Below are 15,906 nucleotides of genomic sequence, written 5' to 3' on the forward strand. Positions count from 1 at the left end.
CTAGCCGACGGCGCTCAACTCTCCGTACACAGTCCGCCCTTCCAGCACCGTGGCAAGGATCTTCAGGTCGGACAACGAGGTGGGTTCCGTGTCGAGGGGATTTGCCGACAGGACAACCAGATCCGCATAGGCGCCGGGGAAGATCGCGCCGATGTTCTCCTCGCTGAAGAGTTGCCAGGCAGCGTTGACGGTATGAGCGCGCAGCGCAGCATCCACCGGGATCCGTTCCTCCGGTGCTACGACGCGGCCGCTGGGTGCGAGTCTGGTGACGGCGTCCTGCATGTTCCGCAAGGGGTTGGCGGGAGTGACCGGGCCGTCGTTGTGGAAGGTGAAGCGTTGACCGGCGGAAAGTGCGGAACCTGCTGCGGCCCAGACACTGCCGTGTTCGGGTCCGAAGAGGTCGTCGACTAGTACGTCACCCCAGTAGTGCAGGTGGTCGATGAAGATGCTGACGGTGACTCCCAGGTCTGCGGCCCGCTGGAACTGGTCCGCACGCATCGCTCCGACGTGTTCGAGCCGCAGGCGGTGGTCGTCGCGTGGGTACTCTTGCAGCAGTTGTTCCCACGCGTCGAGGACCATCGTGATTGCGTCGTCGCCATGAGCGTGGCAGGCAATCTGCCAACCCTTGTCGAAGTAGGCGGCACTGATGTCGTGGATCTGCTCGCCGGTGTAGTTGGCATGGCCGTGGGTGCAGGCGATTCCGAGTCCGCGGGTTGCCTCGGTGTCCAGGTACGGGAAGCTGGTGGCGATGTTGCCTACCCACGGCGAACCGTCGGACCACACCTTGATTCCGATTTGCCGGACCAGGTCGTTGCCGTCGCCGGGTGCGGCGTCGGTTGTGCGGGCAGGTGTCGACATTTCGTAGAGGCGGAACCTCGTGGTGAGTACACCGGCGTCGGACATTGTGTTGAGCGCCGGTCGCATTCGTGGATCGAACGACATTTCCGCGACGGTGGTGATTCCCGCAGCATTCAGGCGCGCGCACTCAGCGGCCAACAGCGCTGGGAAATCGTCTCCGATGGTCATGGCGTGTCCGGCAACAGTGAACACTGCGGGAGTTTCGTAGGCTGCGCCGTCCAGAGCGCCCGACGCGTCGTGGCCGTACGATCCGCCGAAGGGATCTGGTGTGTCCCGGGTAATTCCAGCCTGCTCTGCGGCAGCGGTATTGAAGTAGGCGACGTGGCCGGAATTGTGCAGGATCACGAGTGGGTAATCAGGTGCGGTGGTGTCGAGCCACTTCAGTGTGGGCTCGGGTAGGCCCTTCTGTAGCAACGGATCCCAGCCGTTCAGGAAAGCGCCGGCAGCGCCACGATCAGAAATGGTTTCGACAATGGCGGCAACAACAGTGTCGGCGTCGGCGATCGTGACCGGCCGGATGTCCACGACGGCCGGGCCCAGCACGATTGCTTCTTCCAGTGGATGCCCGTGCGGTTCGATGAATCCGGGAAGGATGCAAGCACTTCCGACGTCCACGACTCGGGTTCCGGCCCCGATCAACACGTCGAGTTCAGCTCGCGATCCCACCGCCGTGATGCGCCCGTCAGTGACGGCCAGGCCTTCCGTGCGGGGGAGCGCGTCGTGCATCGTGACGACGTCGCCGAACAGCACCAGATCCGCATTCATATTTCAGTCCTTACCGGTTGTCCGCATATGCCTGGAGATGTGCCACCTGCTCGGGATCGAGTGAGGGCCTTACGGTTTTGCGTGCTGTCGCTACATCCTCTGCGCTCACGTCGGCAGCTTCCATGTCCCGACGCATGGCGGTGAGCGCTGCTTCGCGCAACAGTGCCGAGCAGTCTGCAGCGGAGTAGCCCTCGAGATCGACGGCCAGGGCGTCCAAGTCGACATCCTCGGCGAGCGGTACGGATTTTCCGGATGCTCGCAGAATTGCCTTGCGGGCCTCGGCATCCGGCGGCGGCACGAACACGAGGCGTTCCAGTCTGCCCGGACGTAGGAGTGCGGGGTCGATCAGATCGGGGCGGTTGGTGGCGCCCAACACCACAACATCACGCAGCGGTTCGACGCCGTCCATTTCGGTCAGCAACGCTGCGACGACGCGATCCGATACGCCGGAGTCGGAGCTCTGCCCGCGACGCGGTGCGAGGGCGTCGATTTCGTCGAGGAAGATGAGGGAGGGCGCGGAGTCGCGGGCGCGCTGGAACAATTCGCGCACCGCTTTTTCCGAAGCGCCGACCCATTTGTCCATGAGCTCTGCGCCTTTGACGGCGTGAACGCTGAGGTGGCCCGAGCTGGCAAGGGCGCGAACAAGATACGTTTTTCCGCAGCCGGGCGGGCCGTAGAGGAGGACGCCTCGGGGCGGGTCGACGCCCAGGCGGGCAAAGGAATCGGGGTGCTGCAGCGGCCACAGCACCGCTTCGGTGAGTGCCTGTTTGGTTTCGACCATGTCGCCGACGTCGTCGAGAGTGACGCTGCCGATGGAGAGTTCTTCGGTACTCGAACGGGACAGGGGCCGAATCACTTCGAGTGCACCCACAAGATCGTCTTGCGTGATTTCGGGGGCCTCACCCGACTTGGATGCGCGGGTTGCGGCGCGCAGTGCGGCTTCGCGGCACAGTGCCGCTAGATCGGCGACCACAAAACCGGGGGCACGGGAGGCGATGGCGTCCAGTTCGAGTGTGCCGGTGGGGACTCTGCGAAGGAGCAGTTCGAGGAGGGCCCGGCGGGTGGCGCCGTCGGGCAGTGTCAGGGACAGTTCGCGGTCGCACAGATCTTGGCCGCGCAGGCGTGCGTCGACGCTTTCGGGATGTGCGGACGTGGCGACAAATGCCACTCCCGGGGTGGACACGGCGTTACGCAGTTGTTCGAGGATCAACGCGGACACAGGTTCCGGCGTCGAGGGCAGTAGTGCGTCGATGTCGCTGATCAACAAGACTCCGCCGCCGCGTACTGCGGCTACGGCGTCGACGATGCGCGCGAGGCGTGTATTCGGTTCGGTGGCACCAACTCCGGGGCCGTCGAGTTCGACGACGTTGCGGGACGACAGTACCGATCGGGCGAGTGTCGCTTTGCCTACTCCGGCCGGGCCGGTGATGAGAACACCGAGGTGCGGGGAAGCTCCGAGAGTGCGCAGCAGTTCAGGTTCATCCAGTGCGAGGCCGAGCCATTCGGTGAGCTTGGCGGCCTGAGCCTGCGCGCCCACAAGATGGTCGAGGGGAACAGCAGCAACATCAGCGACCACCACAGCGTCAGCGGGCGCAGCAGCGGCAGATGATCTTCCCCAGTCCACCGCCGAATTCGGCTGCACACTCACCGGGCCACCGGCCGGGTCAACGCCCGTGACAGTGAGCAGTTCCGAAGTCCAGGCGACGCCGAAGGTACGGGAAAGAGCTTGAGTGGCTTCGGAAGTGCTGGTGCCCGGGCCCAGATCGCGGGGGAGTAGCGAGACGGTGTCGCCGACGCTGACAACTTTGCCGAGGAGGGCTTGGCGCAGAACGGTGGGGCTGATCGATTGTGTCGCCATGGTGGATCCGGTAACGGAGACGGAGCGTGCCCCGTACACCGTCACCGGACCCACCACGACGGAAGAGTTTTCGGTGAGCCCGACGTTGGACATCGTGACGTCGTCAAGCAGAATCGTGCCGGCCGGAGTGCCGGTGGGTGCCCGCCCCGCCACAGCAGCGGTTCCGCGGGCACCCATCAAGGCAATGGCATCCCATTCACGGATGCCTAACGCCGCCAACGCTTCGGGATGCAAGCGCACAACCCCGCGTCGTAAATCTGCGGCGGAGGTGTTGAGGCGGACGGTCAGGGCGAGTTCCGGCGAAGTCACATACCGAGACTACGTCGTCAATTAGCGAGGGCGTCGTAACCCGAGGCGCACCATCGAGCGTCGTCCGCCGGCGGTGGGCTGACGCCTTATCGCGCGACGCTCCGACGGCTTGATGTCCCAGGTTTCCGGACGTGCCGCAACCCAGCGCTTGGAATGAACCGCAAACGGGATGTGGATGAGGTAGATCGCGACGAGAACGATCAGCAGCACGTACGGGAAGGTGATCAATGCGGCCGCGGTCAAGGCAACCAGCACCAGTAGTGCGGCCGCCATATGCGGAGGTACCGATACCGATTTCATGGCCAGCGTCGGGATGCGACTGACGATCAGTGCGGCGGAGAAGAGCATCCACACAACAACAACTACCGGCGACGACCACCATCCGTCTCCCCACTGCGCGGTCGCAGCCAGGGGAGTGAGGGCGATCAATGCGCCGGCCGGTGCCGGAACGCCCACGAAGTACTCGCGGGCATAAGCGGGAACGTCGTCGTCGTCGAGCAAAGTATTGAACCGCGCCAGGCGCAGAACGATGCTGACGGCAAACACCAGAGCGATGATCCAGCCGAAACCGGTGCCGTCCAACAAGGTCACGTACAGAACCAACGCGGGGGCGACGCCGAAGGAGATGGAATCGGACAGCGAGTCGAGTTCGGCACCGATCTTGCTGGTGGCGTCGAGAAGTCGTGCGATCCGGCCGTCGAGTGAATCGAGGACAGCGGCAGCACCGACCATCGCGAGTGAGATGCCGGGCTCACCGTCAAGCGCGAACTTGACGGCAGACAGCCCGGCACACAGTGCGAGGATGGTGATGACTGACGGCAGCAACCGCACGGCTTGGGTGCGTTTGGGCACCTTGATGCCGGGTTGTTTTGCGGCTACCGCCGGTTTCTTCACGGCTGGCTTCATCCTCGGTGTCTTCACGGCAGTTGCGCGATGACGGTTTCAGCACCGATTGTGCGCTGACCGGGCTCGACCAGCAAGGTCGTTCCGGCCGGGAAGTACGTGTCGACGCGGGAGCCGAATCGGATCAATCCGTAGGTGTCGCCGATGGGGAGGACATCGCCGACGCCCGCGTAGCAGACGATACGACGAGCCAGCAGGCCCGCGATCTGGACGACGGCAATGTCGTGGCCGGATGCGGTTTCGATGAGCATGCTGTTGCGCTCGTTGACCTCGCTGGCGTCCGCGAGATCTGCGGAGAGGAACTTGCCGGGCTGGTGAACAACTGTTTTGACGGTTCCGCCGACGGGGGCGCGTTGGACGTGGACGTCCAGAACCGACAGGAAGATGCTCACGCGGGGGCGGGGTTCGCTGCCCAAGTTGAGCTCGGCCGGCGGAACTGCGTTGTCGACCAAGGCGACCTCGCCGTCAGCCGGTGCTACGACGACGCCGATGCGATTGGGCGGTACCCGGTGCGGGTGACGGAAGAATGTGGCACAGGCGGCAGCGGAGAACAGGCCCGCGCGGCGTACCCATTTACGGTTGCGGCCCAAGGCTGCAACGCCCAACGGTGCCAGCACAAACGGCAGGCCGGCGGGATGTAGCGGCGGAATCGCATGGCGAACCAGATCGACAAGATGTCCGATTCCGGTGGGTTGCGGGGTTCCGGGGGGTGTGGGTCGGCGTGCCACAGGCTCCTCTAACTACTCGGTGGTCCGCACTGACAGTGCGGGGTAGTGCACCCCTAGATTACGTGAGCGTGGTCTCGCTCACGGGTTGCAGCGGTATTAGCACCGAGTAGTACCCGACACAGTCGTCGTTATGCAGGTTCTCTCATCACACCGATATGGCGAACCGTCCCGGAAAGGTCGGGAAGCTCTTTCAACAGAGACCATGTGTTCAGCCCGTCGGTGCTGTCGGAATAGAGATACTTTCCTTCGGTGTAGGCGTCGAGATATATCCGCCAGGTGTCGTTCGGCAGCTGAACCAGGGCGGGGCCTTCCAGCATCGGGCCCCAATCTCCGGACGGGACGAATGAATAGGGTCCCGTCACCGATGGTGCGACAGCATGTTCGATGATCTTTTTCGTCTCGTTCTTGGTGAACGCATGGTAGGTCGATCCGACCTTGACCACGGTGGTGTCGATGTGGTCTGCGCCGATTCCGGCGAGGGGAACTGGCAGGCTCCACAATCGCAGCGATGGTTCCAGTGCCGTCATCAAATACGGCACAAATCCTCCACCGGTCGACATCGACAGGATGACGTTGACGCGGCCGCCGTCCACAAACCATTCAGGCGCCCAGGCTTTGGTGGTGAAGGGTGACAGAGACGGTCCGTCGCTGAACCCGGCCGACCCCGAGGAGCCTGGCGGGCTCGCAGAACCTGTGCCGTCGCCGGTGCCGGGCAGGAAGGCGCAGCAGAACGGGACAGGATAGTTTCCCAAGGGCGTCCAGTTGACGCGATCGCTGCTGCGGGCAAAGCCGATATTCGACCCGCCGCCCGTTGTATAGGTGACGTAGTACATCCCGTCGGTGTTCCGGAAGATACTCGGGTCACGCACAAGCCCTGACGGTGGCCGATACGCGGCGAGTCGGGCCGGTTGGAAGTTGGTGGCGTCCTCCGACTCGTAGACATCCATGTCGAGGCTGCTGGTGTTGCTGAATGCCACCATTGTGTATTGCCAGGCCGGTGGTGCGGCGCCGCTGGTTCCCGGGGCCGCGACCAGCATGCCTGCGACAGCGAGCATCACCATTGATATTGCTGAAAAGCATGTTCGTTTTGTCAGCCTCACCGGTGAAGTATCTACGGCCGCAGGCGCACCATAAGTAACTTTGGCCGCAGCACTGAGGATCGTTACCGACCGTTCAGCGGATCGTTATTGAACCGAACGCGCTGCAGCTGTTGCAGTCGACCGTGACGCGTGCTGTTCCTGTGCTTCCAGGACAGCGTTTTCGTTCTCCGCTCCCCATTGGGCGAGGGTGGCCAGGGGGCCGTTGACGAAGGAGGCTCCAAGGTCTGTGAGTTGGTAGGTGACAGCGCGAACACTGTCGTGAACTCGACTGATCAGACCACTTCTCACTAGTCGCGTGACGGCTTGGCTGAGTGCCTTGTCGTTAATGCCCCCGATGACTGCGAGTAGTTCTTGGCGTCGTTTCGGACCCAGCCGTAGTGCCGAGAGCACACCCGGATCCCAGGAATGTGCGACGAGGTCCGTCGCGAGTCGAAGCCGGGTGTCGGCAGCAAGGCGTTCGGAGTATGTGTCCACGGTGTCATTGTCCCCTGATTTTTTCATACCTTTTGGTATGCATCAGGTTTTTACCGTAGTTGGTCAATGGAACATGACGACGGCACTCCGCTGGTCATTTTCGGGCGGTCGACGCCACGAGCCGTGCGCCCGACGCAGCTGCTCGCGATGAGTAGTGCTCCTGCGCCGTTCGGACTGCGTTTCCGTTTTCCGCTGCCCATTGGGCGAGTGCGGCCAGTGGGCCGTTCGCGAGGGAGGCTCCGAGGTCTGTGAGTTGGTAGATGACACCGCGTGCGTTGTCATCCGCTCGATCGATCAGGCCGCTTGCGAGCAGTCGCGTGAGAGCTTGGCTGAATACCTTGTCGCTGATGCCGCCGATACCGGCCAGCAGTTCTCGACGCCGTCTCGGACCTGCCCGTAGAGCTGACAGCACTACGGGATCCCAGGCATGAGCGACTAGATCGGTTGCGAGTCGAAGCTGGCAGTCGGCAACAAAGGGTTCGCAGTGCGAGTTCACGGTTCCACCGTCCTCTGATTCTTCCTACCTTTTGGTAGGCGCCACGTTTCTACCGTAATTGCTGCACGTCATTTACTCAGGCGATCGAAGGAGACAACCACCATGCGTATCGGAATCTTGGGCACAGGCAACATGGCGACGGCGCTCGGTCAGGCGTGGGCACGCGCGGGGCACGAACTGGTCATTGCCGGGCGGTCGACGCCCCGAGCCGGGTTGGTAGCCAAGGAGATTGGCGGTTCCGTGCGGGCGGTGGCTGCTGACAGACTTGCTGCAGAATCGGATGTTGTCGTGATCGCTGTGCTGTGGGAGGGCCTGGACGACGCTCTTGCTCTGGCGAATGCGCCGACGGGTGCGTTTGCGGGCAAGACGGTTATCGACTGCACCAATGCGGTTGATTTCAGTACCGGAATGTTGAAGTCGGCTACCTCGGCTGCCCAGCACATTGCCGAAATCGCAACTGGCGCACGCGTAGTCAAGGCTCTTCATCTGTTCGCGGGGCAGAGTTGGCTCGTGGCGGATGGCAGCGAGCTTAAGACGGTGGCGATCTGCGGCGACGACAACGAGTCGTTGGACATCACTGCCGGGTTGATTCGCGATTTGGGCGCGTCGACGGCAGTGATCGGTGGACTCGACCATGCACGTCAGCTGGAAGACGTGGCCGGTTTTGTCATGGCTGTTGTCGCGTCGGGCAACAACCCGGCGTCAGCGGTGCCGTCGATGGCATAAGGCCGACAAAGGCGAGCTCCGACGCTCTTCGTCGGAGCTCGCTGCGTTGGTTAAGCGAGAACGCTGGCGGCTTCTGCTTCGTTCTTTACACGCTTGAGGGTGGCGTTCATGCCCTCGACGAGGTCGACCTCAAATTTGTCGTTGCCGCCGAAGACGGTTTTGACCAGGAACTGCGAGACCTTGGACGTTCCGTGGGGAGCTTCACGACGCTCGGTCACCTTGGTGCCCGTTGCGGTGGGTTCGAGTTCGTAGGACCAGATGGTGCCGTTCTCGGCAATGCGAAATGCGATGGACTTGTTGGGCTCGAAACGCACAACCTTGGCGGAGGTGGGCCAGATCAGGAATCCGCTGCGGTTGATGTTGAAGGTTTTGGCGCCTTCACGGACGGTTCCGCCGATGACCTTCATCTTCTTGCACTGGGGGCTCCATTCACCCATGCGCTGGAGGTCGGCGACGATTGCCCACACATCCTGCGGGGATGCGTTGATGTCGATGCTGGCTTCGAGGGTGTTGGACAACATTTTCTCCAGTCAATTTGGTGATACGAAGAGTTACAAACACTTTTGCCGACGGTACGCGATCCGTCAAGAGTTGATGTGCCTCGCGTCACCTTACGTCCCGGGTTGATCTCGTAGCCGCCTCGACAGAAGTCGGCTGGAAGTCCGGGTATTTCCGTCCACAGATCGATGTGAGGTGCGGGATCCCGTCGACATGGCGAACTAATGTGCGCTCACGCACGGCTTGCCAGGGACGGATTTGTGGCGACAGGTGAAGGGGTGGTCGGGAGTCTGCCGACTGGTAGCGGACAATAGACGGCGCACGTATGCCTGACAGCCGACTGGAGTACCGAGTGAACACCGAAGCCAAGACCGCCAACCAGGACGGTCTCAAGAGGGGGCTGACGGCGCGGCATATTCGTTTCATCGCTCTGGGATCGGCAATCGGAACGGGACTCTTCTACGGCAGTGCCGAGGCGATCAAGCGCGCCGGGCCGTCCGTGTTGCTGGCCTACCTGATCGGTGGCATCGCGGTGTACCTGGTGCTGCGCGCCCTCGGTGAGATGGCCGTGCGCAACCCCGTCTCCGGTTCGTTCAGTGAATACGCCAACCAGCATCTGGGTCCGCTTGCCGGATTCATGACGGGTTGGACGTACACCTTCGAGATGGTGATCGTGTGTCTTGCCGACGTCACCGCATTCGGTCTGTACATGCAGTTCTGGTTCCCGGACGTGCCGCGCTGGATCTGGGTTCTGGCTGTCGTCTTCTTCATCGGTGCATTGAACTTGTTGAGCGTCAAGGTCTTCGGTGAGCTCGAGTTCTGGTTCACCCTGGTCAAGATCACCGCGATTATTGCGATGATCGCGGGTGGTATTGCCATCATCGTGTTCGGCTTCGGTGTCCACGAGACCGATACGGGCCTCAGCAACCTGTGGTCCGACGGCGGATTCTTTGCCACCGGATTCGGCGGCTTCCTCGCGTGCTTCGCCATCGTGATGTTTGCATTCGGTGGTACCGAGATCATCGGAATCACGGCCGGTGAGGCCGAAGATCCGGCGCGCACGATCCGGAAAGCGGTTAATACCGTTCCGGTGCGCATCATTCTCTTCTACATCTGCACGCTGGCCGTCATCATGATCATCATTCCGTGGCAGAGCATCACCAGTGACAACAGCCCGTTTGTTCAGATCTTCGAGAACCTCGGATTGGGTACAGCGGCTTCGATTCTCAACATCGTGGTCATCACCGCCGCGCTCTCGGCTATCAACAGCGACGTGTTCGGTGCCGGCCGCATGATGTTCGGAATGGCGCACGCCGGTCAGGCGCCGCATGTGATGAAGAAGGTCTCGCGCAACGGTGTTCCGTGGATGACCGTTGTCATCATGTCTATCGCTCTACTTGTCGGCGTCGTGCTCAACTACCTGATCCCGGACCAGGTGTTCCTCGTCATCGCATCGCTCGCGACCTTCGCGACGATCTTCGTGTGGGTCATGATCCTGCTGTCGCAGTACCGCTCGCGCAGCCAGTTGGGCGCCGACGAAACAGCGGCACTGAAGTTTCCAGTGCCGCTGTGGCCGTACGGTCAGATCTTTGCGATCGTGTTCCTGACCTTCGTCGTCATTCTGTTGGGCGTCATGTCCGAGACCCGCGTTGCGCTTGCGGCCGGGGCCGTGTGGCTGGTTCTGCTTACCGTCGCCTACTACTTGTGGGTCAAGCCGGCGCTCAGCGCAACGGATCGAAGTGGCGCATAACCGTCGGCATCGTGCCTTCAGTCATTGATTCCGCCATCATCTTTCCGGTGAGCGGGCCGAGCGCGATTCCCCACATTCCGTGACCACCGGCGACGTGGACGCGCGGTGATTTGGTAGCGCCGATCAGTGGCAATCCGTCAGTGGTGCAGGGGCGTGAACCGACCCATTCCTCTTCGCGGGCAGTCCAATCGATACCGCTGAGCATGGGCTTGGCAGCATCGATGATTGCCTGCACACGACGCGGATCCAACGGTGCGTCGGGGCTGCGGAATTCCATCATTCCGGCAACGCGGAAGCGGTCGTGCAACGGCGTGCAGGCGACGCGCTGGGTGGGGAAGTACACCGGGTTCTTGGGCAGGTGATCGGGTTTGACGCTGAAGCTGTAGCCGCGGCCGGCCTGCACCAGTTTGCGAACGCCGAACGGTGCTGCCAGCTTGTTCAAGCGAGCGCCACTGGAAATGACGACGGCATCTGCTGTGCGTGAATCGCCGTTGGCGGAGCGAACAGTCACGCTGTCGGCGCGATCATCGATTGATGCGACGTCGAAGCCGGTGACGATCTCGGCGCCACGTTCACGGACAGCGTCGGCCAACGAATTCACGAACTGCGGGGGATCGATGAAACGCTGACCCCGCAGCCGGATTCCAGCTTTCACACCTTGCCCGAGGGAGGGTTCGAGTGAGTGAATCGTGTCGTAGTCGAGGAGATCGAAATCGACCTCGCCGCCTGATGCTTCGACGTGGTGGAACTCGTCCACCAAAGTTTGGCGGTCCTTTTCCGACGCGAATGCCGCGAGGAATGGATCAGCCAGGCGAGTGTGTTCCTTGACCCCGCCGTCGGCAAGTTCGTCGAATGCGCCCAGCGCAGTTCGGTTCACCTCGGTGTAGACGGACATCGCTTCCTGCCACTTCGAGGGCGTGCAGTGGCGAGCGAATCCGACGAGGAAGCGGATCAGTTTCAGATCCGTCGTCAGCGGGACATACACGGGTGACGACGGGCTGAGCATCGCGCGCAGGCCGTACTGCAGCACAGCAGGCTCGGGGAGTGGAAGCGTGAGTGCGGGCGCCAGCCAGCCGGCATTTCCCCAGCTGGCGTCGGCTGCGACGCCGTCTCGATCGACGACGGTGACGTCGACTCCACGTTCCTGGAGGAACCAGGCCGTCGACAATCCGACCATGCCTGCGCCGACCACGACCACACGATCGGGGCTCTGACGAGTTCCCATGACCTACTCCTTTAGCTCTGCTGAAATCCGAGACGCCGGTCACACCGGCTCGCTTTCAATCATGGGCTGGGGAGATGGCAAAAGGAGTGGCCGTTCGGCCACTGTCCGCACGTCGCTGTTGTGCATTCGCACAGGCTGTCCGAGTTCGACATATTCGTGGATGCGCACAAGCATGGGCGACGACGCGCATCCCGCCATGTGGAGGTTAGTTGCGTGCAGACATGTGTGTGTGTTCGGCGGCGTGGGTTGATGCTCGCATCCAGGCCTGGCGTGTGCCATTGCGTCCGATATAGAACCGGTCTCATGTTGGGGCTCGAAATTGCTGATTTTCGCTCGCGGGAGGCTGAAATTTGACGCGATTTCGTTCGTTCAACTAAGGAAATGAAGGAATTTTCCATATGTGGCTGATCATGCGATAGGTACTTTAGGGTTAGCACTAAAGTATTAAGCGCGCTCGGAAAGTTGCTCGTTTCTACTACTTTAGTACCCATAATTTCCGAAAATGGGCGGTCGGCCTACGACTTTAGGATTAGTTAGCAGAATCCTTTGAGTGAAGGCAAATGGGCCCGTCAAACTGCCTGAAAAAACTTTCTTCAAAAAACTGTTACAAGTTCCTCCGATACGGGCTATGGTGACAACCATCACATAAGCGGCAGTGATGAACGGCTCCCGGACTTTAGATCAGACTTCCAGTTTGTTGCTCGAAATTCGGAATCTCGATCGAACCCGCGGGGGTTGAACGCAGCGCCAGTTGATTGGAGGAATGAATGTTTACCGACATTGCCAATTAGATCAGTCGCGTGGGTCCAGATATTAAGAGGAGTGAGATAATCTCTTCCCTATGCGCTCGGATTCGGTTGAATGTCGACATGAATCAGTATCTCATCGTGAATCGTACGAACAGAAGCGCTGAACGGAATTATCGCTCAGCTCTTCTCGCTGATCGGCTCATCTATCACCACAGTTTTTGTTTACTCGTGGTCCTTAATGGGAGCTGAATTTCAAAGACTTCCCATCGCCGGAATCTTCTAGTGATGTGGGGCTGCTGACGAGGTGGCGTGCTATATCAACACCAAGTTTGGCAGAAGGTGCTATCAACGCTATCAACCATCCCGAAAGGGAATAAGGAGTAGAAGATATGCATGTTTCAACGGCAAAACGTACGGTGGCTGCTCTCGCAGTAGCGGGTGCTTCGGCAGGCCTGATCTTCGCAGCAGGTGCGCCGGCGTCGGCCAACTCCGTCGGTGCGACTACGACGACCTACCAGCAGTCATGCCTCGGCAAGCTTACAACGTTTCCGTACACAGAGCAGGCTCAGGTAGTTACAGCATCGTTGAAGGCTGACCACCTTACTTTGGCAGCTGCTCCCGGGGATAACACCTGGAAGATTCAGCCCGGTGTCGCGACGACACCTCCCGCCACGACCTACTTCGGCTACACATTCTCCGGTATCGAACAGGTACGAGTCGTGTATCGCTACGATCCGGCGACCTTCAAGGCAGGCTCGGCCGCAATCGTGAGTGGAAGCGGCTCCACTAGTGCGGGCTCATTCACTCTCTCCGATACCGGATCGCAGTTGGTCCTGACAGGTTCAGGGTCGATTGGCACGTCGACGTCATACCAGGTACCGGCGGTGTCGTTCACTACCAAGAGCCCTAATCTGGATGTCAAGCTCGACACCCAGGGCGCCGCAGGCACCTACGGGAATTTTGCGAACAACGGCTTCCGTTTCCAGTCGAAGGCCACCGGGCCCCTCGGTGGGACAGTCTCTGTGCCCACCTCGTGCATCCCTGCCGACTCGCCGACTTCGGCACTCAATGCGGGCGCAGGCCAGCTGCACCCGTAATCAGGCCGGATATCGGGTCACCTTGGAAAGTGCTTTTATAGCGACGGCCAGGTGATGTTTGAACTAACAGCGCTGCCTGTACTAGATCCACACAGGCAGCGCTGTTTTGCGCGGGTCGGATTTGCCAATGCAGATGGAATAACAACTTTGAAGGTGTCTATTGATTCTGTTCGGAGCGGCCGCATCTGGAAGCTGATCGTTTGGATGAAGGTCAGGGCGACCGCTACGCGCTACGCCAAGGTCGTAGTTCGAACGGCCGCGAATTACATATCGCACCTGGTGATCTGTTCGCGCGGTCTTGGCTGACGGACCACGCAGCTTGCGTGCGTAAGTGCACAGGCTTGTGTCAGGAGGTGCGTCCCGCCATCCGGAGGCGAGCTATGTGCGGAAATGCCCAAGACAATAAAGGTCCCGGCCCATCAAAATGATGAGCCGGGCCAGTAGATCTAGACAGAGAAGGTCTCAGGATGCGATCTCCACGGTGTCACTTTGCAACGCACGACTGTTGGCTGCTTCCTTGAGTTCCTCGAAACTCGCGCGAAGCAACTCCAGATAGTGGCTTAGATCCGGCATCATTGTGACGTCCACAATCACATTCAGTGTCAGTCCACCGCCTCTCGCAGCAACCAGGAAATGGCGCAGTCCATCACCGTGGACTGGTGCTTGATTGGCGAGCACAGCAACGCCGGGTGCCCCGTTCAGGGTCAGGCCCTCGACAGATAGTGGAATGTTGCTCACCATGGTGTGCTGATACCGTGGCCGATCCAGGTTGTAATCGTAGAGTCGACGTGAGTACGCCAACAATCGCATTATCAGCGGGGGTAAGGTCTCCACCGCAGTGCTCATTCGCCGCACTTCTATGTGAGATGTGCGGGTCTTCTCCGAGCGCGCCGACTCCGCAATGAGCGCCAGCCGTTCCAGTGGGTCTTTGACCTTGGTATGCATGTCAACTGACAAACTCACCAATTGGTTTGCGGACTCCCACTCCTCTTGCTTGCGCATGGAACGCGGAACCATCGAGAACAGAGAAGCTTGATGCTCCTCGCCCTTCTCCGTCAGATATCGCGCCAGTGCACAACCTACTACTGCCAGAAGAACATCGTTGACAGTCGCCCCAGGAACTGCATTCTTTACGTACCGAACCTCAGCGCCCGAGAGCGTGATCGGCTCCACTAACGCAGACCCGCTCACCTTGCCGTTGAATCGAATTCCGGAACTCTCGTGGAGTCCCTCGGCCCATTTTCCGGCAGCCTTGGCCTCGTCTACAGCTCGGACCGCAGCTCGATTGCGGGGAATACTCTTGGCGAACTGGAAGAGGCGTCCAGGAAATTCCAGTACCGAACGAGCGAATAGGCGCCCCTTCATGAGAGGCACTTCCCTCTCGAACCCTCTCGGTCGCAGAGTATTCGAAAAAATGGCTTCACCCAGCATTCGGATGGCAATTCCGTCGGCCCCGCTGTGATGAGACTTGAGAACCACTGCTGTGAGCCGGCCAGGTAGTGCGTCGAGCCCTTCGATTCCGGTGAAGAAGTGCATCTCCCAGGGCGGACGGCTGAGATCCATGTGCGACGTCAGTAGTTCGCTGAGCGGTTTCTGAAAAGGAGCCCAGCCTGGTTCGGCAATCTTGGTGACTCGCACGTGGTCGCGAACATCCAGGTCTGAGTCCGGGACCCAGTACGGATGGCCAAGCCCCAGCGGCGTGCGCTGGACTCGGTGTGTGAACATGCGATTGTGTCCGAGTCGGGCGGTGACCCACTCGACGGCTTGCGCTTGTGTGAATTCTGCGGCTGGGTGTTGAGAGGTCTCGAAGAAATACACGCCGACCAGATGGTTCGGGTGCCCGTCAGCCTCGTAGTAGATGAATTCGGCGTCACGCGGATTCACCTGTGCGATACCCATATCCAGCAGGTTGGGCAGTCTCATGTCAACTCCTCACAGGGCGGTGCTGGGTCAAGTTCTGAGCGTCGGAACGATCGTGCTTGGAAACCAGATGATCCCCGAGGCTAATTGGAGCCTCGGGGATCATCAGAGTTCGGAGACAGATCAGGGTTCCGATTTGCGGAAGAGCAAATGGAGAAAGCTGGTGCACCCCGGACTTTAGTTGGGCTTCTGCAGGATCTTACTTCCAGCGCCGGTCAACCCTATGGTCCCAGTGGCCCAAGTGATCAAACCTGTGAGATATCGTTGAATCATCGTAAATCACCGTTCCTTAGGGTGTGGGCTTAGTGTATGAGGACAGGGTGTCGAGGTACTTCGCAATCGTACCCACCAGGTCAATAGAGCCGAATCCCACCAGGTCTGACAGGTAGGTCATAGACAGATCGAACATTATGTCTCCTCTCCTGATTATGGGGCGACGGTCGAGCCGAG

At 60.5% G+C, this 15,906-nt stretch carries 13 protein-coding genes; 3 read left to right on the top strand and 10 right to left on the bottom strand.

Features of this window, described 5'->3' with window-relative positions:
- The 7 genes from MTX36_RS02420 to MTX36_RS02450 form a co-directional block, all read right to left on the bottom strand.
- The gene (locus MTX36_RS02420; protein WP_243618148.1) at positions 1 to 1,623 is read right to left on the bottom strand and encodes an amidohydrolase; all 1,623 of its coding nucleotides are present in this window, start codon (positions 1,621 to 1,623) and stop codon (positions 1 to 3) included.
- 10 nt (positions 1,624 to 1,633) lie between these two features.
- Positions 1,634 to 3,790, bottom strand: a complete 2,157-nt coding sequence (locus MTX36_RS02425; protein ID WP_243618149.1) for an AAA family ATPase — start codon at positions 3,788 to 3,790, stop codon at positions 1,634 to 1,636.
- Between the two features lie 21 nt (positions 3,791 to 3,811).
- Positions 3,812 to 4,711, bottom strand: coding sequence for a phosphatidylcholine/phosphatidylserine synthase (locus MTX36_RS02430; protein WP_374230408.1), 900 nt, complete (start codon positions 4,709 to 4,711; stop codon positions 3,812 to 3,814).
- A complete protein-coding gene (locus tag MTX36_RS02435) occupies positions 4,708 to 5,421 on the bottom strand; it encodes a phosphatidylserine decarboxylase (protein WP_169635197.1) in 714 nt (237 codons plus the stop codon). Before MTX36_RS02435 ends, MTX36_RS02430 begins: the two co-directional genes overlap by 4 nt.
- A gap of 128 nt (positions 5,422 to 5,549) precedes the next feature.
- Positions 5,550 to 6,482: an arabinofuranosidase gene (locus MTX36_RS02440; RefSeq protein WP_243618151.1), complete on the bottom strand. Its 933-nt coding sequence runs from the start codon at positions 6,480 to 6,482 to the stop codon at positions 5,550 to 5,552.
- 123 nt (positions 6,483 to 6,605) lie between these two features.
- The gene (locus tag MTX36_RS02445; protein WP_243618152.1) at positions 6,606 to 6,995 is read right to left on the bottom strand and encodes a helix-turn-helix domain-containing protein; all 390 of its coding nucleotides are present in this window, start codon (positions 6,993 to 6,995) and stop codon (positions 6,606 to 6,608) included.
- Between the two features lie 94 nt (positions 6,996 to 7,089).
- Positions 7,090 to 7,491, bottom strand: coding sequence for a helix-turn-helix domain-containing protein (locus tag MTX36_RS02450; RefSeq protein WP_243618153.1), 402 nt, complete (start codon positions 7,489 to 7,491; stop codon positions 7,090 to 7,092).
- Positions 7,492 to 7,548: 57 nt separating this feature from the next.
- Here MTX36_RS02450 and MTX36_RS02455 point away from each other — a divergent pair, with 57 nt between their 5' ends.
- Positions 7,549 to 8,217 carry an NAD(P)-binding domain-containing protein gene (locus MTX36_RS02455; RefSeq protein WP_308198179.1) on the top strand — a complete coding sequence of 223 codons (669 nt, stop codon included), beginning with the start codon at positions 7,549 to 7,551 and terminating at the stop codon, positions 8,215 to 8,217.
- Positions 8,218 to 8,267: 50 nt separating this feature from the next.
- Here MTX36_RS02455 and MTX36_RS02460 read toward each other — a convergent pair whose 3' ends face one another.
- On the bottom strand, positions 8,268 to 8,735 hold the full coding sequence (locus tag MTX36_RS02460) for an SRPBCC family protein (RefSeq protein ID WP_243618245.1): 468 nt from the start codon (positions 8,733 to 8,735) through the stop codon (positions 8,268 to 8,270).
- 305 nt (positions 8,736 to 9,040) lie between these two features.
- Between MTX36_RS02460 and MTX36_RS02465 the strand changes: the two genes are divergently transcribed.
- Positions 9,041 to 10,465 carry an amino acid permease gene (locus MTX36_RS02465; RefSeq protein ID WP_279394082.1) on the top strand — a complete coding sequence of 475 codons (1,425 nt, stop codon included), beginning with the start codon at positions 9,041 to 9,043 and terminating at the stop codon, positions 10,463 to 10,465.
- On the opposite strand, the gene MTX36_RS02470 is transcribed toward MTX36_RS02465, so the two are convergent.
- A complete protein-coding gene (locus MTX36_RS02470; RefSeq protein WP_243618155.1) occupies positions 10,437 to 11,690 on the bottom strand; it encodes an FAD-binding oxidoreductase in 1,254 nt (417 codons plus the stop codon). The two genes, MTX36_RS02465 and MTX36_RS02470, sit on opposite strands and share 29 nt — an antisense overlap.
- A 1,138-nt stretch (positions 11,691 to 12,828) precedes the next feature.
- Here MTX36_RS02470 and MTX36_RS02475 point away from each other — a divergent pair.
- Positions 12,829 to 13,536, top strand: coding sequence for a hypothetical protein (locus tag MTX36_RS02475; RefSeq protein ID WP_243618156.1), 708 nt, complete (start codon positions 12,829 to 12,831; stop codon positions 13,534 to 13,536).
- Positions 13,537 to 13,998: 462 nt separating this feature from the next.
- On the opposite strand, the gene MTX36_RS02480 is transcribed toward MTX36_RS02475, so the two are convergent.
- Complete coding sequence (locus tag MTX36_RS02480) at positions 13,999 to 15,459, bottom strand: wax ester/triacylglycerol synthase domain-containing protein (protein WP_243618157.1); 1,461 nt, start codon at positions 15,457 to 15,459, stop codon at positions 13,999 to 14,001.
- Positions 15,460 to 15,906: the final 447 nt, after the last annotated feature.

The sequence above is a fragment of the Rhodococcus sp. ARC_M6 genome, assembly GCF_022810305.1.
Classification (GTDB): Bacteria; Actinomycetota; Actinomycetes; order Mycobacteriales; family Mycobacteriaceae; genus Rhodococcus_F.

Excerpts from the sequence above, each read along its gene's own strand:
- MTX36_RS02440 (WP_243618151.1), bottom strand. The coding sequence starts at position 6,482 with ATGGTGATGCTCGCTGTCGCAGGCATGCTGGTCGCGGCCCCGGGAACC.
- MTX36_RS02420 (WP_243618148.1), bottom strand. The coding sequence starts at position 1,623 with ATGAATGCGGATCTGGTGCTGTTCGGCGACGTCGTCACGATGCACGAC.
- MTX36_RS02475 (WP_243618156.1), top strand. The coding sequence starts at position 12,829 with ATGCATGTTTCAACGGCAAAACGTACGGTGGCTGCTCTCGCAGTAGCG.
- MTX36_RS02465 (WP_279394082.1), top strand. The coding sequence starts at position 9,041 with ATGCCTGACAGCCGACTGGAGTACCGAGTGAACACCGAAGCCAAGACC.
- MTX36_RS02470 (WP_243618155.1), bottom strand. The coding sequence starts at position 11,690 with ATGGGAACTCGTCAGAGCCCCGATCGTGTGGTCGTGGTCGGCGCAGGC.
- MTX36_RS02480 (WP_243618157.1), bottom strand. The coding sequence starts at position 15,459 with ATGAGACTGCCCAACCTGCTGGATATGGGTATCGCACAGGTGAATCCG.